The sequence below is a fragment of the Candidatus Contendobacter odensis Run_B_J11 genome, from assembly GCF_000531125.1.
Classification (GTDB): Bacteria; Pseudomonadota; Gammaproteobacteria; order Competibacterales; family Competibacteraceae; genus Contendibacter; species Contendibacter odensensis.
Genome location: NZ_CBTK010000290.1, coordinates 22067 through 42218, shown reverse-complemented (window position 1 = coordinate 42218; position 20152 = coordinate 22067). Strand labels below are relative to the sequence as shown.

Annotated in this window: 15 protein-coding genes and 1 pseudogene; 4 read left to right on the top strand and 12 right to left on the bottom strand. The window is 58.5% G+C overall.

Annotated elements, in window-relative coordinates; translation table 11 throughout:
- Positions 1-98: 98 nt before the first annotated feature.
- Positions 99-260: pseudogene (locus BN874_RS25890) on the top strand (IS982 family transposase); the annotation flags it as partial.
- Positions 261-346: 86 nt separating this feature from the next.
- Here the strand turns inward: BN874_RS25890 and BN874_RS18585 are convergent.
- The 3 genes from BN874_RS18585 to BN874_RS18575 form a co-directional block, all read right to left on the bottom strand.
- Entirely contained in the window at positions 347-1243 is an 897-nt protein-coding gene (locus tag BN874_RS18585) for a 3-hydroxyacyl-CoA dehydrogenase family protein (protein WP_051498058.1), read from the bottom strand.
- 156 nt (positions 1244-1399) lie between these two features.
- Entirely contained in the window at positions 1400-2176 is a 777-nt protein-coding gene (locus BN874_RS18580; RefSeq protein WP_034435838.1) for an enoyl-CoA hydratase, read from the bottom strand.
- A 338-nt stretch (positions 2177-2514) separates the two neighbouring features.
- Positions 2515-2892, bottom strand: a complete 378-nt coding sequence (locus BN874_RS18575; protein WP_034435837.1) for a hypothetical protein — start codon at positions 2890-2892, stop codon at positions 2515-2517.
- A 419-nt stretch (positions 2893-3311) separates the two neighbouring features.
- Between BN874_RS18575 and BN874_RS18570 the strand changes: the two genes are divergently transcribed.
- The gene (locus tag BN874_RS18570) at positions 3312-5084 is read left to right on the top strand and encodes an NAD-dependent malic enzyme (protein ID WP_051498057.1); all 1773 of its coding nucleotides are present in this window, start codon (positions 3312-3314) and stop codon (positions 5082-5084) included.
- Positions 5085-5123: 39 nt separating this feature from the next.
- On the opposite strand, the gene BN874_RS18565 is transcribed toward BN874_RS18570, so the two are convergent.
- The 7 genes from BN874_RS18565 to BN874_RS22955 form a co-directional block, all read right to left on the bottom strand.
- Positions 5124-7274: a PEGA domain-containing protein gene (locus tag BN874_RS18565; RefSeq protein ID WP_034435836.1), complete on the bottom strand. Its 2151-nt coding sequence runs from the start codon at positions 7272-7274 to the stop codon at positions 5124-5126.
- 33 nt (positions 7275-7307) lie between these two features.
- The gene (locus BN874_RS22960; protein WP_051498056.1) at positions 7308-9257 is read right to left on the bottom strand and encodes a bifunctional serine/threonine-protein kinase/formylglycine-generating enzyme family protein; all 1950 of its coding nucleotides are present in this window, start codon (positions 9255-9257) and stop codon (positions 7308-7310) included.
- A gap of 83 nt (positions 9258-9340) precedes the next feature.
- A complete protein-coding gene (locus tag BN874_RS18555) occupies positions 9341-10231 on the bottom strand; it encodes a tetratricopeptide repeat protein (protein ID WP_195912225.1) in 891 nt (296 codons plus the stop codon).
- Positions 10232-10303: 72 nt separating this feature from the next.
- Positions 10304-11419 carry an MlaD family protein gene (locus BN874_RS18550; protein WP_034435834.1) on the bottom strand — a complete coding sequence of 372 codons (1116 nt, stop codon included), beginning with the start codon at positions 11417-11419 and terminating at the stop codon, positions 10304-10306.
- Positions 11412-12149: an ATP-binding cassette domain-containing protein gene (locus BN874_RS18545; RefSeq protein ID WP_034435833.1), complete on the bottom strand. Its 738-nt coding sequence runs from the start codon at positions 12147-12149 to the stop codon at positions 11412-11414. The genes BN874_RS18550 and BN874_RS18545 overlap by 8 nt, the downstream gene beginning before the upstream one ends.
- Positions 12142-12948, bottom strand: a complete 807-nt coding sequence (locus BN874_RS18540) for an ABC transporter permease (protein ID WP_034435832.1) — start codon at positions 12946-12948, stop codon at positions 12142-12144. Before BN874_RS18540 ends, BN874_RS18545 begins: the two co-directional genes overlap by 8 nt.
- Positions 12949-12991: 43 nt before the next feature.
- Positions 12992-15682 (bottom strand): SUMF1/EgtB/PvdO family nonheme iron enzyme, encoded by a 2691-nt coding sequence (locus BN874_RS22955; protein WP_051498055.1) that lies wholly within the window; start codon positions 15680-15682, stop codon positions 12992-12994.
- A gap of 158 nt (positions 15683-15840) precedes the next feature.
- Here BN874_RS22955 and BN874_RS18530 point away from each other — a divergent pair, with 158 nt between their 5' ends.
- Positions 15841-16164, top strand: a complete 324-nt coding sequence (locus BN874_RS18530) for a hypothetical protein (RefSeq protein ID WP_034435831.1) — start codon at positions 15841-15843, stop codon at positions 16162-16164.
- A 180-nt stretch (positions 16165-16344) separates the two neighbouring features.
- Entirely contained in the window at positions 16345-17064 is a 720-nt protein-coding gene (locus BN874_RS18525; protein ID WP_230314487.1) for a YdcF family protein, read from the top strand.
- Positions 17065-17220: 156 nt separating this feature from the next.
- On the opposite strand, the gene BN874_RS18520 is transcribed toward BN874_RS18525, so the two are convergent.
- A complete protein-coding gene (locus tag BN874_RS18520; protein ID WP_034435829.1) occupies positions 17221-18645 on the bottom strand; it encodes a mannose-1-phosphate guanylyltransferase/mannose-6-phosphate isomerase in 1425 nt (474 codons plus the stop codon).
- Positions 18642-19973: a UDP-glucose dehydrogenase family protein gene (locus BN874_RS18515; protein WP_034435847.1), complete on the bottom strand. Its 1332-nt coding sequence runs from the start codon at positions 19971-19973 to the stop codon at positions 18642-18644. The genes BN874_RS18520 and BN874_RS18515 overlap by 4 nt, the downstream gene beginning before the upstream one ends.
- Positions 19974-20152: the final 179 nt, after the last annotated feature.

Sequence of the window (20152 nt, the reverse complement as noted above, 5' to 3'; positions counted from 1 at the left end):
GAGGATGCCTATGGATGGTCAAAAACATCAAAGCTCATCACACCCGTTGAGGGACACTACCAAAAAACCCGCGCTCTTTATAATTTTGCAATTACCTCCAGAGAAAAAATATTTCACAAATAGAACACACTCGTCATCGTAGCCTTACTGGGTTTATGCTGAATTTGCTGGGTGCCCTCGTCGCCTACACCTATCAAGACAAAAAACCGTCTCTAAATTCGAACACAACGACAGATCGGATGTTGCCTGTCGTGGCATAAAAAAATAACTTGTTGTTTTTAAAAACATAACTCATGTTAGTTAAATGCCTTCACCCTCTCCCACCGGGAGAGGGTTGCGCAAGAACTCAGGCGACGGGATGCCGCAAGGCTGGATTTCCGACCGGCGGCTTGACTGAATAATCGTAGAAGCCCTTACCGGTCTTGCGACCCAGATAGCCAAGCTGAACCAGACGGGTCAGAGTGTGCGGCGCGGAGACGTGCGGCTGGTGCATATCCTGATAGATGTTCAGCGCCATCGCCTCTACCACGTCCAAACCAATGTAATCAGCCAGTTCAAACGGCCCCATCGGATGAGCAGCACCCAGCTTCATGGCCTGGTCAATATCGGCAATGGTGCCGGTGCCCATTTCCAGCAGACGAATCGCGCTCAGCATGTACGGGGTCAGCAGGCGATTGACAATGAACCCGGTGGTGTCCTGCACCGTGACTGCATCCTTACCGACCTTCTTGCAGAACTCGTTGAGTGTGCTGATGACGGAATCCGAGGTCTCGAAACCGTGGATAATCTCGACCAGCTTCATCACCGGGGCCGGGTTGAAGAAGTGCAGGCCGGCCACCCGGTCGCGCTGCTTGCACACCGCCATTAACGCCGTCACCGATAGCGTAGAGGTATTGGTGGTCAGCAGCGCCTGCGGCGATACGATAGCTTCCAACCGCTGGAATAACGCTTTCTTGATCGCCAGATCTTCGACGATAGATTCGATGATCAGATCACAATCGGCGACCTCCTCTTCCTTAGTCGTGAAGTGCAGCAAACCCAGCGTGGCATCCTTGTGTTCGGCGGTCATCTTGCCACGCTCAACCATTTTACCGAACGATTTCTCCAGTCCCGCCCGCAGTTTGTCGGTCGAACCAGGCGTTGCCTTGACGGCGACCGTCGGAATGCCCGCCTGCGCGCACACCTGCGCTACACCCAAACCCATTGCACCACAGCCCATGACGCCGACTTTCTTGATTTCCATCGTTTTATTCCTTTCTCGTTACTCTTGCTACACCATTTCCGGCATTCCGCGATCACCGGTCTCAACAACACTAAATATAATGAATTCCCTGGGCGGTCCGGTCAACGTATATGACAGCACCGTGACGATCAGACCCGCCTGTGCCGCTACTACGCCTCAACGATGCTTGAACTCCGGTGTGCGTTTGCCGGTGAACGCTTCCATGCCTTCTTTCTGGTCTTCAGTGGCGAACACCGCATGGAAGGTTCGCCGCTCGAACAGCAGACCCTCGGCCAGCGTGGTTTCATAGGAGCGGTTGATACACTCCTTAGCCATCATCACTGCCGGTAACGAATAAGCGGCTATGGTTTCGGCAGTCTTGACCGCCTCCTCGACTAACTCGGCAACCGGCACGATCCGGCTGACCAGCCCGGCCCGCTCGGCCTCGGCAACATCCATCATTCGCCCGGTCAGACACAGTTCCATCGCCTTGGATTTACCGATCAGCCGGGTGAGGCGCTGAGTGCCTCCGGCACCCGGTAAAATACCGAGTTTGATCTCCGGCTGACCGAACTTGGCGGTATCGGCGGCGAGAATGAAATCGCACATCATCGCCAGTTCGCAACCACCGCCTAGCGCGTAGCCGGCTACTGCCGCGATGATCGGCTTGCGGCATTGGCTGGCCCGTTCCCAGTTGCGGGTGATGAAGTTGCCCTTGTAAGCGTCCATGTAGGAGTAGTCTTTCATGCCCTTAATGTCCGCACCGGCGGCGAACACCTTTTCGCCCCCGGTAAGGACAATGGCGCGAAGAGACTCGTCGGCCTCGATTGCATCCAGCGCCTGACTGAGTTCGTCCATCAGATCGTTGGACAGGGCATTGAAAGCTTTGGGTCGGTTTAGCGTGATCAAGGCTACCGGGCCACGGGTTTCGACCCGGATATTCTGGTAACTCATTGTTATTCTCCTTCTTGAGGTGTACTAAGCCATTCCGATCTTGACCGAGCCGGGGGTGACTGGTTTGAACGGAAATGCCATACGTGACCGGCGGCTGGCCAATACGCACAGTATACGTCAGGATGAAGGATATGGAGGGAGGGTGACAGCGGTGATGATGGGTATAGAGGGGATGAATCCGACGATGAGCGCCGACTGATTCCAGCCAGGACGACTCAGCGGCTGTACAAAAAAACTAACTCATGGCTTGATCACCCAATAGAGCCGGCTTCCAGCCAGTTTAGCGGGCTAAAAGCCCATGTTTATTTAAGAATCAATGGGTTGGTTTTCATAAGTCTCTAACGTGCCGGGTCGTGAGTCTGATCCATAATCGGCATCAGTCTTGATTTGTTCAGATGACTCCCTTCACCGTTGGATAATTCCCATAAATTAATCATGTGCTTCACCGGCTGTGCGCTGCTATCCGGCAGCGTTACGCTGTTGTCCGTTGGGGCAGTGGTCTGGGGGATTCGTACCGTCACCGGGAATCGCCACGCCGTCACGGGTTCACGGGCGAAGGTCACCGACTCTACCGGCACGGGCCGTGTTGCCATTTCGGGTGAGTCCGGGTTAAGCCCTTGATAGCGAGATGGCAGTGGAATCCAATAGGACACGATCGCCAGCATCATGGACAAAATGAGTATGATGATTTGTTTGCGATGGATTTGAGTGTTCATAAAACAAGCTCCAGGCTATCCAGCTAGGGGGGTCGCAGTATAGTGCCGCTACATGCCACAATCATGCCTAACTTTACATAAGCCAATTTTTAATAAATTAAACTTAATAATCAGTAAGATGCTTAATAAAATTAAAGTTCACACTCAATATATTTGGCTAGAATTGCCATAAATAGTCAATTTTTACGACATTAGTCAATTAAAAGTTTCATATACTGCTCTGAACCGGTCCAGTTTGGTCCGATGGAGCAGGACCAGCAAGAACTCGACATATTCGTCTCGGCCCTACGACCATTATTTCGCTGCATCGTTTGACCCGGACATCGTTAAATGTCATAAATGCGCGCTTTTTTATGCATCTTATTGGGCGATCACCTCGCAGCCCAACCCCTTTTTTTGATTCCTAGTTCTGAATTCAAATGAAACGAGAGCCAATTAGCCCCTATTTCGATATTAAGAAAGACGCTGAAGGTCGCGATTACATGGAGGTTTATTTGGAAGGTATTGCCCTGTTGCGGCTGGTACTGAGCAACAAGGGCACCGCATTCACCGAGGATGAGCGGGTTGCGCTGGGGTTGGACGGCCTGTTGCCGCCACAGGTCAATACCTTGGAACAACAGGTTGAGCGGGTCTATCGTGGCTTTTTGCGCGAACCCGACCCCATTGCCAAATACCAATATCTGCGCGCCTTGCAGGAACGGGCCGAAACCCTGTTTTACGCCCTGCTGGAAAAACACCTTGAAGAGATGATGCCAATCATCTACACCCCGACCGTAGGTCAGGCGGTGCAGCAGTTCAGCCACCTGTACCAGAATCCGCGTGGGCTGTCGTTCTCGCCGCTGAACGTCGACCGCGCCGCCAAGGTGGTTCGCAACTATCCGTGGAATGACGTGCGGATGATTGTGGCTACTGACTCCTCGGCCATTCTTGGTATCGGCGATCAGGGGTACGGCGGCTTGGCTATCGCCATTGGCAAGCTGGCGCTGTATACCATCGGCGGTGGCGTCAACCCGTTTCACACTATGCCGGTCAAACTGGACGTGGGGACCGACCGGCAGGAACTGCTCAACGATGAGTTCTATCTTGGGGTGCGGCAACGGCGATTGCGCGGCGCGCATTACCTGACGTTCTTGGACAAGTTCGTCAAGGCCATCCACGAGCGTTGGCCGCGTGCCGTGATCCAATGGGAGGATTTATCGAAAGACGTGGCGTTCACGGTGCTGGAACGCTACCGCAAACAGCTTCCCTCCTTCAACGATGACATTCAGGGCACTGGCGCGGTGGCGCTGGCCGGTCTGATTGCAGCCAGCCGACTACGGGGCGAAACCCTGGGTGACCAGCGCATCGTGATTCTCGGTGCCGGCGCAGGTGGTATCGGTGTCGCTTGGGCGATTACGCAAGGGCTGATGCGCGAAGGTCTGAACCGGGAGCAAGCCCGCGACCGGGTTTGTGTACTCGATTCGCGTGGCCTGCTGGTAGAAGGGCGCAGCGTTGAAGCCTACAAACAGGACTATCTGCAACCGCGTGGAAAAATTGCTGGCTGGCAGATCGCCAACGAGATCCCGACCCTGTTGGAAGTCATCGAATATACCCAAGCCACCGTTCTGCTCGGTTTAAGCGGTCAGACCGGCGCGTTTAATCATCCGGTGGTGCAAGCCATGGCTCGCAATACGACCCACCCCCTCATTTTTCCACTCTCCAATCCAACCTCAGCCTGCGAAGCACTACCGGAAGACATTCTGGACTGGAGCGAAGGTCGGGCGATTGTGGCTTCCGGCAGTCCATTCCCGGATGTGATTCGGAACGGTCAGGTGCATCATATCGGCCAAGGCAACAACGCCTTTATCTTCCCTGGGCTGGGCTTCGGCACCATTTTGGCCGAATGCCGTGAAGTGACCGACGGTATGGTGCTGGAAGCAGCGTATGCGCTGGCCGAATACACCACCGCTGCCCATTTACAATCCGGACGAATTTACCCGCCAGTGAGCGAACTGCGTGAAGTCAGCATCCGGGTCGGGGCACGGGTGATCGAACAGGCGCTGAAGGAAGGGGTGGCGGGCAAGACCGAGTTAGCAGGACGCGACCTCGACACCTATCTGCGAACGCGATCCTGGAAACCCCGCTACCTGCCGATCACTCGCGGCGATCACACCGCGATGATTGACCACCCTGGCTATCCCAAGGACGAGTGAGCGGAGGTTCGGTCAGGACGATGAGTGTGCGATTCCCGCTCACTGCACCGACACCCCGAAACCGGAATTTTCCAGTTGGCTGCGGGTCATGATCGGGATGCTGCTTTCATAGGTTTTTCGCACCCGCCGGGCAGCCCGCGCATACAGTTCGGCGCTGCCCGCCGCGTTTTCGCGCACGGTAAAGCTGAGCGTCACCCCGGTGGACTGATAGACCCGCAGCGCGCCATCCAGTAAAGCGTCGCGGGTCACGGTTCGCCCGACATAACCGTTAAAAATGCGCAGCACCTCGGCGCGATCCTGACTGTCCAGCGCACTGTCGGCCTGCACCGCGCTAATCCGCCATTCACCTGCGCGCAAGGACGGAGGAGCGGCGGTTGAGGTGGAGGATGCCACCGCTGCGGTCTTTTCAAGTTCGACCGGCAGCGCTACATCGTCACCCGCGATCCGCACGGTCAGACGCTTGGTTTCATAGCCGCGCCCGGTCACTTCGACGGTGTAGTTACCGGAGGGTAATAGCACCCCGGGACGGTAGGTGAACGCGGAATTGACCAGCCGTACCCGGGCGCTCGGCGGCGTAGCCTGCACCGTCAACCGGTATTGCGCGATCTCGGGCGATTTGAGCAGCGTTATCGGTACGCTCACATCGCTGTTCGCAATCCGCACCGTCGTACTTTTGGTTTCATAGCCCGATTTAGCGACCTCTATCGTGTAGTTGCCTGGCGGCAACTGCACCCCAGGCCGGTAAACCGTTCCGGTGCCACGCAACCGCACTTGGGCACCCGGCGGATCAACCTGCACCGTCAACTGGTACAGCTCGGGTGCGGCCTGCTTGACCAAGACCACCGGCACGGTCAAGTCACTATCAGCGATGCTTATCGGGAGTTGCTTCGTCTCATAACCCGCTCGCGAAACTTCAACGGTGTAATTGCCCGGCGGCAAAGGTATTCCGGGTTTGTAAGCGGTCTTGACGCCGCGCAGCCGAACCCGGGCATTTGGCGGGTCGACGCGCACGGTCAGCCGGTACAATTTTGGCCGTTCCGGTTCCGCTTGCTTAATCAGCTTCACCGGCACCAGCACATCGCTGTCCACGATTTTCGCCGTCATTCGTACCGGTTCGTAGCCCGATTGGCTAATCTCCAGTGGATAATCGCCTGGTGGCAACCGTACTCCGGGTTGATAAGGCGTCTTTACGTTGACCAGACGCACCACCGCTTGTGGTGGATCGGTTTGCACCGTCAAGCGGTATTGAGAAGGCGCCAGCGGCGGCGGGGTCGTCTTGTCCAGAACGATGGGCACCGTGACCTCGCTATCCACAATCCGCACCGGGAATTTGCGGGACACATAGCCGTCCCGGCTCACTTCGATCTCATAACTACCCGGTGGCAGCGCGACGCCCGCCTGATAGGCTACGGAACTGCCGAGCAACCGGATTTGGGCATCCGCAGGTTCCGGGCGGACAGTCAGGCCGTACTTGGCTGCATCCAGAGCCACGGTTACCGTCACGTCGCGATCTCCGATTCGCACCGGTGCCTTGTGCGCCAGATAGCCGGGGCGGGTGATTTCGACTTCATAATCGCCGGGCAATAGCCGGACCCCGGTCTGATACGCGACCGGGTTGTTAAGCAGCCGAATCTGGGCATCCGGCGGTTGGGCCACCACCGTCAGCGCATAGGTCTTCGGCGGTTCAGGCGGCGCGGTGATCATGGTCGCCAGTTCATTGATCTTGATCTGGATGCTGTCAATGTCTTTGCCTTGAATCTGGCCGCTGCGCAGCAGGGAAGCGGTTTTGGTATCAATCAGCCTCGCAGTGACGGTAATCAGATCGCCCAGCTTATTAACTCCGCCGGTCACCACTGCATCCACCCCATACAAGCGCCCCAGCTCGGCGGCAGTTTTGGGATCGATCAGGCCGGTCGAACCCAGCTCCTGAGATTTGGCAATCTTGGCTGCTGCCGACAATGGCAACCGGTCTTTCAGGGTGAAGCGGCTGGTATTCGCAATCGCTGACATCATCAAGTCGGCGAGAATCGCCCCGGCTTGCTCGTCAAGGCCGCCGCGCACCGTGAATTCGACCACCGTCGCCGTCATCCGCGCTGGCGGTGGGTTCTCCGCAGCCCAAACCGGTACCGTCAGCAGTTCGACTACCAACGCCAGCAGCCACCCAAATACCTTCAGCAGGGTTTTATCCATATCAAGCTCCTCGGTTACAGATCACCAACCGGCTCATGGTTCCAGCACCAGCCGGAATCCCAAGTCAAACTTGCGCAATTCCGGCGCGACTGGAAACCGATAGGCAAAGCGAACCAGTCTTGGAGAATCGGACCATGACCCGCCGCGCAACACCCGCTGCCCACCCGCCGCGACCTTACGATCGGCACAACGGGTTTCGCTGCCGGTATAAGCGTTGTCGTATTCGGAGCAAGTCCACTCTGCGACATTACCCAGCATGTCGTAGAGACCAAAGGCGTTCGCCTCATATTGGCCGACCGGAGCAACCACGACCTGTTTGTCCTCGCAGGGGTAATTGGCCCAATTGAAAGGCTTGGTCTTACGTGCGGTCTCGTCGTAGATGTTGGCGTAGCGGCAGGCTTGATTCGGATCATCGCCCCAAGTGCGGGAATGGGTGTTACCCGCGCGCGCCGCATATTCCCACTCGGCCTCCGTCGGCAAGCGAAACCGCAGGCCGGATTTATCAGACAGCTTGTCGGCATAGGCGACCGCCTCCTGCCAACTGACCCGAACTACCGGCTGATTGGGCGCGTTCAGGCTGTAGGATTCGTAGGCACCGCTGTCATGGCCGGGGTCGAACTGCTGATACTGGGCATTTGTCACCTCAGTTTTACCCATCCAGAAACCCTTCAGACACACCTGATGCGGTACCTCGTTGGCGCTGCGATCTTTTTCGGTGTCTGGACTGCCCATGATGAAACAACCCGGTGGCACCCAGACAAAATCCAGACCCGTGCCCGGATCGGCGTAGATCTGACCGGGTTGAGGGCTGGCGGGAGGTCCAGAATGTTTTAGCGAAGCGAGCGGATGAGATGGCTGCTCGACCTGAGTTGATGGAACTTGCCCCTTCCAGATCGCAATACCTCCTCCGGCTATCGCCAACACTGCCAGAATGCCAACCCCCCATCGCCAGTCCAAGCGCCGGGATTTCAGGGGTGTCTTGGGGGGATCAACGATGACCAGGCGCGGCTTCTCGCCACTGCGATGCAGATCCGAACGCAGCGGTAATTCCAGCTTCACGGTGCGCTCACCGTCATCATCCATCCGCGCCTCCAGCGCAGTCCGCATCTGCGCGACCGTCTGGAACCGCTTCTCAGGGCGAACCGCCATGGCCCGATCAATCAGCCGCAGTAATCCCTGGCTGTAGCGCCCGGAGGCCAACTCCTCGGCCAGGCGCAGCGGATCGTCGAGGACTCGCCCCGGTGCTTCGATAGGAGCTACTCCGGCCACACAGTGATACAGAACCGCGCCCAAGGCGTAGATATCAGTCCAAGGTCCATAGCCCTTGCCCTCGGTTAGATACTGCTCAATCGGCGAGTAACCGGGTGAAAACACACTGGTGACACTTTTGCTGCGCCGGCCCAGTGCTTGGCGGGCCGCGCCGAAATCAATCAGGATGGTTCGACCGTCGGCGCGGCGATAGAGATTGGCGGGCTTGATGTCGCGATGCAGATAACCCAAGGCATGCACCGCCTCCAAGGCGGGCAACACATCGCCCAGCAGGCGGCGAATAGAGTCTTCAATCAGGTTTTTTTCCCGCTGGAGCGTTTGGCTGAGCGGTTCACCATCCTCGTAATCCATCACGATATAGGCCGTACCGTTCTCCTCGAAAAAATCCCGTACCCGCACCACGCCGGAGTGATTCACCTTCGCCAGAATTTGGGCTTCGTTAAGGAACCGCTCCAAGCCCCAGCTATAGCAGGCATCCTCACCCGCTTCTGAAGTCGGTAAACCACCCTGAGTGTTGGCTAGGACATTGACCTCGTCGCGATCACGATAGGACCATTCGACCGGAAAGTATTCCTTGATAGCCGCCCTGGTCTGCAACGCCTCATGCACGGCTTTGTAGGTGATTCCAAATCCACCGGCGCCCAGCACCGATTCAATACGGTACTGATGCAAGCGATAACCGACGGGCAGCGTGTTATTGGGTTTCTTGATCATGGCATCCTGGTCGTAGTGTCGGTGAGCGCCTCTGGCGGGGTCGCACGATCGTTCCGAAAAACCCGGAAAATCAGCCGGTGGCCTTACGGAGTCAGGCCGCTCTGCTCTGCTGATTTTAGCCCTCCCGGTTGTAAACGCCCACTGGAATCGCCCTCTGAACCACGATCTACCCGGTGGCCTGATTCAACCGGCAGGAATTGACCGGTGTGGCGGGCGATGATCCGGGCCTGTCGGTACAAATCCAGTGCGCCCGGCCCATCGCCCATCTGCTCACGCACCCGCGCCAGCAGTGCCAGGTCCTGCGCCAGACCGGGCAGATTTTCTGTGTTGCGATCCAGGGCAATCGCTTCATCCAGCCTGGTTGCGGCTGGGCTGAACTGGCCGGTTCGCAGCGCCAGCGCGGCTTGATTGGCGAGGGTTGCCGCCAGCAATCGCTCGTTGCCATGGGCGCGCGCCAGTATTTCGGCTTCGCGTAAGGCCCGGTAGGCGTCAGACCATTGCTCCAGCCCCTGATGTGCCAATCCCAGCCCATTGAGCGCCACCAACGCCGCAGCGGTATCCCGTTCACGCACCTCTGCCAGCGCATGTTGAAACGCGGTCAGGGCTGCTTCAAATCGGCCTTGCCGCAAGCTGACCTGGGCCAGCCCCAGCCGCGCCCGCCATTCACTCGCTACATTCCGCAATTCAACGGCCGTTCGTTGCGCTTGCTGAAAGCTCGATTCCGCCAGCGCCCATTCACCCAGCGCCAACGCAACCGTGCCCAGGTTCAGCGCCTGGGTCACTATCGCCGCCCGGTCATCGGCTATCTCCGCCCAGCGCAGACTGTCCTGATAGGCTTGCAAGGCGCGTGGCAATTCACCCCGGGCATGATAACGCAATGCCCGTTCCTGCTCGCGCTGATACTGCGCCTGCAACGGTGTTAAGGCTGGACCGCCGCAGGCCGCCAGTAGCAGCAGCAGCAGCCCGGTCAGCATTACCCACCATCGGTTCCGTTTCGCCTGACTGCTCACCTTCACATCCATCGCAACCGCAACCTCCAGCCCGGATCAGTGCGGCGGCGCAGCGGGAATCGGCCACCCCATGTCCCGGGGTGCTTCCAGTGGTGGCTGACCCGGTTGCGGTGGGTTCAGCACCCGCAGCAAAGCACTCTGCTTGACCGATCCGATCACCTCGTCTACATCTTCTGCGACGGTGTGGCTACGGTCGAGCAAGCCGGGCACTCGTCCACTGGCCTCGGCCAAGCGAGTGGTCAACACTTCGGTTTGCCGCAAAATTTGTTCAATCCGCCGGCCATACCCAGGCAGTTGCCCGCTCAGTTTTTCCAGGCCGGTCAACACGGTCTGCAATTTTTGCGCGCTGGCCACGACATGGCGGGACAGTGGACTTTCGCTATCCGTCATCCCGCCCAACACCCCCTGACCCTGGCGAATCCGGGTACTGACCGCCGCCAGATCGGTCGCCGCCCGGCTCATTTCTCCGCTCACCACCGCGATATTCCGCAGCAGCGGGGTCCATTGCCCACTGAGTTCGGCGACGTTGCGCAGCACCTCGTCCATGCGTTCCATGGACCCCGACAGCCTGGTTGAGAAGTCCTGGGCCAACCGGGCAAACGCCGTCAGCGTACCTAACAATGCCCCTTCAGGTTTTTTCAGTTCGTCGGTGAGGATTTTGACGTTGGTCAGCACAGCGGAAACCTGCGCTAATTGTTCCTGCGCCTGCCGCAGCAACACCTCCAGATCGGCCGATCGCACAAATGCAATCTCTGCCTCATCCTGTAACATCGGCTGATCGGGGGCGCCCATGTTAAGTTCGATCTGGGCGCTGCCCAGCAGATCAGTCTTGACCAACGCCATCGAGCCGCCACGAATGCGCGGCTGGTAGCTCCGGTCAAGAATCAAGGCGACCCGAATCCGGTTGTAATCGGTGATCGCCAAATCGCGTACTGCCCCGATTTTCAGCCCGGCCAGAGTCACCGGCGTGGTCTTCTGGATGTTTTTGACGTTATCCAGGAAGCCGTACAAATGATAGGTCTGAGTGAAAAAGCCGAACTGGCGATTCGCCATCCATAGCATCACAAACAATACGGTGAGTGTCACCAGGATCAGCAAGCCTACCGACCGTTGGTAAAAGCGGTAACGGGCGCCGATGACCGTCTCAAGCATATTCGGAACCTGCATAATGCCGGACCAGGGCATCAGGATGATCGCTTAAATCCTGCGCCATGCCCGCTGCTCGCAGCGTCCCTTGGTCCATCACCAGCAGCCGCGTTTCCGAGCCAATCGGCAACGCTCCAGGGCCGGCATCCACCAGGATCGTCATGTTCATCGGCTGGATAACCTCCTCAAAAAACGCCCATACGCTGTAATTCACCGCCAGAGTTTCCCGTGGCAGGTACGCACTGACCAGCAGTAACCTTGGCTTGATAATCAGCGCCCGCAGCAAGGCGATCCACGCGCTTTCCAGTGGTGACAACTCGCTGGCCCGCCGGGGCAACAAGGTCTGCGGCACCCGACAGGATTCGACAAAATTCACCACGTAATCCTCAACCGCCCCGATGGGCGCCAGGCGATGATAGTGGAGCAGCAGCGCCAGATTTTCGAAGACGCTCCAGGCCGGAACCAAACCGGACTGTTCCAGCACCACACCTACCTGGCTGCGCAATCGCCCCAGCGCCCGCGCCCGCAAGGGTTCCACTGCTTGACCGAACAGTTCAAGGTAACCCGCCAGCGGTCGATCCAGCCCGGCGATACTCCTGATCAACTCGCGCCTCCCCGAATCCACCCGACCCACCAGTAGCCACAACTCACCGGGTAGCGCCTGGAAATCAAACGGTTCCGGGATGGGTTGTGCATCCAGCACCCAATCCCGCACCCGCAGCCGCGCCTCAGCCATAACGCACCAGCGAGAACAGCAGGCTGATTAGCAGGCAGCCGATAAAGGATTGGGTAAAAGCGTTCGGTAACGCCCGTGGAATGTCCACATAAGCCCGAACCTGAAAGGCGCGCAGCGTCTGAACCAGCACGATATGGGTCGCCTGCATCACGATCATCCCGCCGGTCAGAGTTAGTGCCGTCGGCGTCAACCCGGCCACGCAGACCCGGAGAAACACTGTCGGCGGGATGTTGTGATACAGATTCAGCATCAGCGCCGCGCCGACGGTTACCCCGACGTTCAACCAGCAGTTCAGGATTAACAACGACAACGCCATACCGATCAGACGGGGAAATACGAAAAAGCTGTAAGGGTTGACACCCATGGCTGTCAGATGGTCAAGGGCCTGATTGGCTCGGAGTTCGCCCAACTCGGCGGTGATGGCTGCGCCCGATAATCCCGCGACGAACAGCGCCGCCAGAATAGGACCAAGTTGGTGATAAATCATGAGATGCATGATGCGTCCCAATATCTGGGGATCGCGAATGCCGAGTACGATCAGTGGAAAAGCGGTCAGCGCACCAATGATCAAGCCGACGACGGTGAAAATGTAGGTGCGCTGTACGGCGGTAAAGTAAATCTGTTGCCCGGTGTATCGAGCCAGAAAGGGCCATTCCCCTCGTGTCGCCAGTCCGACGCTTACCAACACGATGGACAGGAAACCCAGTTCTTCCAGCAAACGGTCGAGGGGTACGATCACCATCCGGCTAAGCCTCTCGACCCCGCGCCAGAACCGCGACACCCATTGGATCACCGCCATGATCGAGGGTTCAGATCGAGGGTTCAGGGAGAATGAATCATGCCTACGGTAATTCCCGCACCAGGCGGAACCCCAGGAAATAATCCTGATAGTTGGCCCGGCTGCGGTGCCGTTCCGCCGAACGGACGTTGCGCGGCTCATCGTTCCAGGAACCGCCGCGCACTACGAACTGGCGATCCTCAGCCGGTTGTTGGCAACTCTGGATTGGCGCTGGAGCCTCCTTGTCGTACAACGAGCAGGTCCACTCCAGGACATTACCGAGCATGTCATGCAAACCGAAATCGTTGCTACGGTAGCTACCGGCCGGCGCGGTATAAATCTGCCCATCGTGGCACTTCATCACCGTCCAGCCTACGAACATCTGCTTGCCATCCAGATCGGCGGCGTTCGCATAGGCACAGCCCTGATCCGGATCGTCACCCCAGTAGCGGCTGGCGGCGATCCCGGCGCGGGCCGTGTATTCCCACTCTGCTTCCGTTGGCAACCGGTAACGGTGGCCGGTTTGCTGAGACAACCATTGAGTATAGTCCACCGCAGCCTGCCAACTCACATTGATCACCGGACGGCGGCCACGCCCCCAACCTTGATCGAGGGGCAGGGTGCGCCCAGTCGCGGTTGCGAACCGGTCGTACTCGTGGAACATCACCTCGTACTTGCCGATAGCGAACGAGGTTTCAATCAAGGTTGGACGGAGTTTTTCGTCGTTGTAGCGACCCTTTTCCTGAGGCGGCGATCCCATCAGAAACCCGCCAGACGGAATGACCACCATTTCAGGCCCTTGCGAGCCGTCGCTCAGCCGATCCCGGAGTACCGGATTGGCAGGCGCCAACCGGACCAGCGCCGCCTCCGCTTCCGCACGGTGGTTGCACATCGGCGCACAGCGCTCGAGGTAGCTCCAGTAGGCTTTGCGAGTGTGGACACGCTGGACTGCAGCGAACGCATCGGCATCCAGACGCTTGATCCGTTCCTCTGCATCAACCTGGTCGAGGCGTTGGGCCAATGCCTTCAATTCGGGGTGTTCTACCTGAAGGGATTCGGCCTTTTTCAACCAGCGTCGGGCTTCGCCCAAATCCGCCTTGTCCAGACTCGCCTGCGCCAGTGCGGCCCAGCCGAGTACCAACCGCAATCGCCCGGTAGTGAGCAGTGGTTCATCAGGCGCCAGTGCCGCCAACGCATCCAGGCGGGATCTCGCCACATCACCCCGGTCACCTCGGCTTTCACGCTCCAGCGCAAGCACCGCAGTCTCAAAGGCTGCCTTGATCTCGCGGATTTTATCCGCAGTTTCCAGCCGCTGAACGGCAGCCCGTGCCTCCCGCTCGTAACCACAGCGCGGGCAACGCTGCAGGTAGAGCCGGTAAGCCACTTGCGTATCCACCCGCCGGGCTGCCTCAAATGCGTGCAGGTCGGCCTCACGCTCCAGCGCTTGTGCGGAACCACCCACCGTGGAGGGCGGCGTTATATCCAATCCTGGCGCCGTCTCGCCGGATTGGGCGATCCGCGCCGGCGGTGTTGGCTCAGGCGCCTTGTTAACCCGCGTGGTCAGCCAATAGATGGACAGGATGGCTGCTAAACCCAAGCCTGCCACCGGCATCCATTTCCATTTCCGTTTCAGGATCGGGTTACGGCGATGCGCGACCGTCGTACCAGGGCATTGTGCTGCATCCAGTGCCGCTAGAAATGGACCGGCATCGGTTGGACACAGTTCGCTGGGATAGGCCAGACCTCGGCGCAACACCCGCCAGGCATCATCATTCAACCGGTCCGGGCGCGGCACCGTGTTCGGCTGCTGGCTCTGTACCTCGTAAACACTCTTGCCCGTCAATAGCTGGTAAACCAGCAACGCCAATGCGAATACATCGCGGCGAAAGGTCGTTTCAGCGGTAGCCGGATCGGTTGAACCTTCTGGATTCGCCCCAGCCGTCGGCCCTCCGCCGGCAAACAGCACGCTGCGTGGTTCACGCGACTCGATGGCCAGACTGAATCCCAGCAGCTTGATTTCGCCCTGATCGGTGACGAAAACCGTGTCTGTGTCGAGGTGTTGATGAGCGATCCGATGCTCCCGGCGGGCATAATCCAGTGCGTCGGTAACCGGTAGCAGCCAAGTGATGATGGTGTCCCAGGGAAAGCCGTCCCGGCCCTGCTCACGCAACCGTTGCGCAAGCGTGTAACCATTGCGGGGGTTAATGTATTCCATTTCCGCAAACGGCCAGCCGTCAGCACCGTACCGCCAACCCCGGACGTGAGCGATATTCAGGTGATCCAGCTTTGTAGCCAGTTCGACCCGCGCTCTGACTCTAGCCAGGTACGCCCGCAAGCCGATGAGATCAGCCCGTTGTGCCCGCTCTTCGCGCTTGGATTCCCGGGTAATCGCGGGATGACCGACGGGCAGAAAAATCTTGACGGCCTGGAATTCTTCCGCCACTCCATCATTTTGACCGAGCGTCGGTGCGACAGCGCGTGCCAGCCAGATTCGTTTCTCGCCACTGAGATCGTGCAGGAGGCGGACACGTCGATCAGCGGGACCGATCACCTTGCCGGACTCCAGGGTTTCCAGTCCAATGCCCTCACCCACGGCCCGGATCTCAGTCTCGGGGCCTTCCACGATACTGAGCGTCAGGTTGTCTGCTGCTGACTGGAGATTTGCGTCCGCTGCGCTGTCCAGCAAGGCTTCCTGGTCCAGTTGACCTTCAACGCAGGTGTCTGCCACTTCTTTAGAACGGGTTTCGATGTCCATAAGCCACGGATTCGCGGATGGCTCCAAAAATTGGGATGATGTCGTCATCCCACTTGAATTATTGTCTAGTCTAGCAGAAGGTAAAATAGCTGCCCCGTTGGAAATCGCCAAACACACGGTAATGCACCGGACATGATCGACCTGATGGAGGAACTCACTTGAAAATCCGGCATATCCTGTTTGGGCTACTTGCGCTGCTGGCGATTGCTTTCATGCAGCCGCTGATGACCTTTCTCGGTGGATTAACCCTGCTGATCAGCGTTGGGACGCTGATTTTCCGGGATATGTCGTCCTCTGATCAGGATGCGGTGGAGCGCCGGGTGCTGGGCTGGCTGCGCCGGGCGCGCACCGGTTCGACGACGGGTATCCATCTGCCGGTGGTTTCCCACCATCCGATCCCCACCACGCCAGCGGAACTAGCGATGCCCACTGAACGCATCCGACACCGTCGCAGCCAGCCCACGCTACCGTCAGAGAGCTAGTTTTCCAGACCGGAGAACCGGCGGGAAATGGCGCTGCCGGTGACATTCCCTCTTTGCCACTTCCGCTACAGTCCAACCCAACGATGATCACCCGCACAACAGGTCACTCTCATCATTGACGCCTCCACTTCCTTTGCTTCACTCGCTAAAACCTTGTTGATCCCACCAGGCGGTCCACTGTTGATCAGTCTGCTCGGGGTATTATTGCTGCGATGGCGCCCACAATTGAGCCAGCGTCTGCTTGTCGTCGGATTCTTATTGAGCTATGGGTTTAGCATCCCCTTCACCGCCAGCCTGCTCAGTCGTCCCCTGCAACCCTACATGCCGCCGACAGCGCACGTTCTCAAATCGCAACAACCTGGCGCCATCGTGGTATTGGGCGGAGGTCTGTATACCTATGCCTCAGAATATGGCGATGGACCTACCGTCCATGACCGGACTTTGGGTCGGGTTCGCTACGCCGCCCGCCTGGCCCGGTTGACCGGGTTGCCGGTGCTGGCTACCGGGGGTCGCCCCAAAGCGGATGAAGGCCCCAGTGAAGCGGAGTTGATGAAGGGCATCCTGGAGGGAGAATTCGGTATCCCGCACGTCCTGACGGAAACCACGAGCCGGGACACCTGGCAAAACGCCGTCAACAGCGCGGCGCTACTGCGCGAACGCCACATCAACACCATCCTGCTGGTCACCAACGCGGCGCATCTGCCACGAGCCGTAGCAGCGTTTCAGGCGCAGGGGCTGGTAGTGATTCCCGCGCCTACGCTGTTCTTCGATGATCAGCCGCATCCCTTTGATTTCCAATCCTGGCTGCCATCGGTCACCGCCATCGCGGAGATTCATTATGCCGGTTACGAATGGCTGGGGCAGTGGTGGTATGCGTGGTGCTATCGCTCATCTGATTGAATCCAGGACTTTCGCTTTCCGTCATTCCCGCGTCAGCGGGAATCCAGTAAGCCACTGAAAAAATTGGATACCCGCTTTCGCGGGTATGACGAATTTAAGGGGCTTGGCGAAAGTCCTGGAATCAACAGAAGGCTTCAGGGCTTTTTACAGGGCTATTTACGCCTCGCCTTTTTCTCGCCCATAGGCGTCGTCATAGCGGACGATATCGTCTTCGCCCAGATAGCTGCCGGATTGCACCTCAACGATCTCCAGCGGAATCTTGCCGGGATTCTCCAGCCGGTGGCGGACTCCCACCGGAATATAAGTTGATTGATTCTCGGTCAACATGAATACCTCTTCGCCACGGGTCACCCGGGCCGTACCGCGTACTACCACCCAATGTTCGGCGCGGTGATGATGCATCTGCGAGGACAGGCTGGCGCCGGGCGTGACGGTGATACGTTTGACCTGAAACCGCTGGTCGAGATCGATGGAGTCATAACAGCCCCAGGGCCGATAGACCTTGCGATGGTTGCGACCTTCCGGGCGTTGGCTGGCCTTGAGCTGATCCACCACCGCCTTAACCTCCTGCACCCGATCCTTGGTAGCGACCAGCACTGCATCGCTGGTTTCGACCACCACCAGATGCTCAACCCCCACCGTCGCGACCAACCGGGAGGTGGCATCCACATAGGAATCATGGGTGTCGACGCTGATCACATCGCCACGACTGATGTTGCCATCGGCGTCGCGCTCACCTACATCCCACAGCGCCGACCAGGAACCGACATCGTTCCAACCGACCGTGAGAGGCATTACCACCGCATGATCGGTTTTCTCCATCACCGCATAGTCAATCGAATCCTTGGGGCAGGCGGTGAAGGCTGAGCGGCTCAGCCACAGGAAATCCCGGTCGGCCCGGCCAGCGCTCAGTGCCTGCTGGCAGGCGGCCAGCATCGCCGGAGCCAGTCGCTCCAGTTCCGCCAGAAACGCCGAAGCGCGAAACATGAACATGCCGCTGTTCCAGTAATAATCGCCGGAATCCAGATAGCGCTGAGCGGTCGCAGCGTCGGGCTTTTCGACGAAGCGATCCACCGCGTACACCTCTGATTCATCCAGCGGCACGCCGGCCTTGATGTAGCCGTAGCCGGTTTCCGGGGCGGTCGGGACGATGCCGAAGGTGATCAGCCGGCCCGCTTCGGCGTGGGGCACGACCTGGCGCACTGCGGCGCGAAAACCTTCCACATCGGCGATGACATGATCCGCCGGTAAAATCAGCAGGATCGGATCAGCGCCCGCATTCTGGGCGTGCAACGCTGCAATCGCGACTGCTGGCCCGGTATTGCGGCCAATCGGTTCCAGGATCACCGCCGCCGGATGGATGCCAATGGCACGCAACTGCTCGGCGACCATGAAACGGTGATCCTCGTTGCATACCACCATGGGCGCGGTTGCGTCGCTCATTCCCACAATCCGCAGTGCGGTGTTCTGCACCATGGTCCGCTCGTCCACCAGCGGCAGAAATTGCTTGGGGTAGGTTTCGCGTGATAGCGGCCACAACCGGGTGCCGCTGCCACCGGACAAAATAACCGGGATGATCATGAAGTTTGGCCTCTGCCAATGGCGTAATAGATAAAACCGAGTTCGCGCAGGTATTCGGGATCATAAAGATTGCGCCCGTCGAAGATCACCGGCTGCTTGAGGGTTTGGCGGATCGCATCGAAATCCGGGCTGCGGAACAGGCTCCATTCGGTGACGATCACCAGAGCATCTGCACCGTCCAGAACGGCCGTCGGCTGATCGCACAACCGGAAATCGGGCCGTTCCCCGTAAATACGGCGGGCTTCAGTCATCGCTGCTGGATCGTAAGCTCGCACCGTACAGCCAGCCTGCCACAGCGCCTCCAACAGATTGCGGCTAGGCGCTTCCCGCATGTCATCGGTACCGGGTTTGAACGCCAGACCCCATACGGCAAAGGTTCGGCCACGCAATGCGGAACCAAAATGGCGCTGAATCTTGGTGAATAACACATCCTTCTGCCGCTCATTGACCGTTTCCACGGCTTTCAGCAGCGTGGCGTCGTAGTCCGCCGCCCGGGCGGTGTATTCCAGCGCTTTCACGTCTTTGGGAAAGCAGGAGCCGCCATAACCGCAGCCCGGATAGATGAAGTGATAGCCGATGCGTGGATCGGCGCCGATGCCCACCCGCACTTTCTCAATATCCGCTCCCAGCCGCTCGGCCAGATTGGCGATCTCATTCATGAAGCTAATCTTGGTGGCCAACATGGCGTTGGCGGCGTACTTGGTCAGTTCCGCCGAGCGCACGTCCATCTCGATCAAGCGGTCGCGATTGCGGTTAAAGGGCGCATACAGATTGCGCAGCAGCACGATAGCCCGCTCATCGTCGCAGCCAACGATGATGCGGTCGGGCCGCATAAAGTCCGGCACCGCTGCGCCTTCCTTGAGGAATTCCGGGTTGGAAACTACTGCGAAGGGCACGTCCCGGCTCCGTTTGGCGAGAACTTCCATGATGGTGTCGCACACCACATCAGCGGTGCCCACCGGCACGGTGGATTTGTTGACCACCACCCGGTAGTCATCGAGGTGTTCGCCAATCGAACGGGCGACGGCGCGCACATGCTGGAGATCGGCGGAACCGTCTTCGTCAGGCGGAGTGCCTACTGCGATAAACTGGAACAGGCCGTGAGCCACGCCTTCGGCCAAATCGGTGGTAAAACGCAACCGTCCGCTGACGCTATTGCGCTTGACCACCTCATCGAGTCCGGGTTCGTGAATCGGAATTTCGCCGCGCCGCAGCATCTCCACCTTGCGGTGATCGACATCTACGCATAGCACGTCATTACCGACCTCAGCGAAGCAGGCGCCGGTGACCAGTCCGACATAACCGGAGCCAAAAATCGTGATTTTCATGGTTGCGGTACTTTTAGAGATGGATTGACAAAAGAAATGGCGCTGTTTGGTTGCCAAACAGCTTAGTACCTTCAGGATGTTCGCCAAACCCTAAAATCCGTCATACCCGCGAATGCGGGTATCCACGCTTTTCAGCGGCTGACTGGATTCCCGCCTACGCGGGAATGACGGAAAGCGAA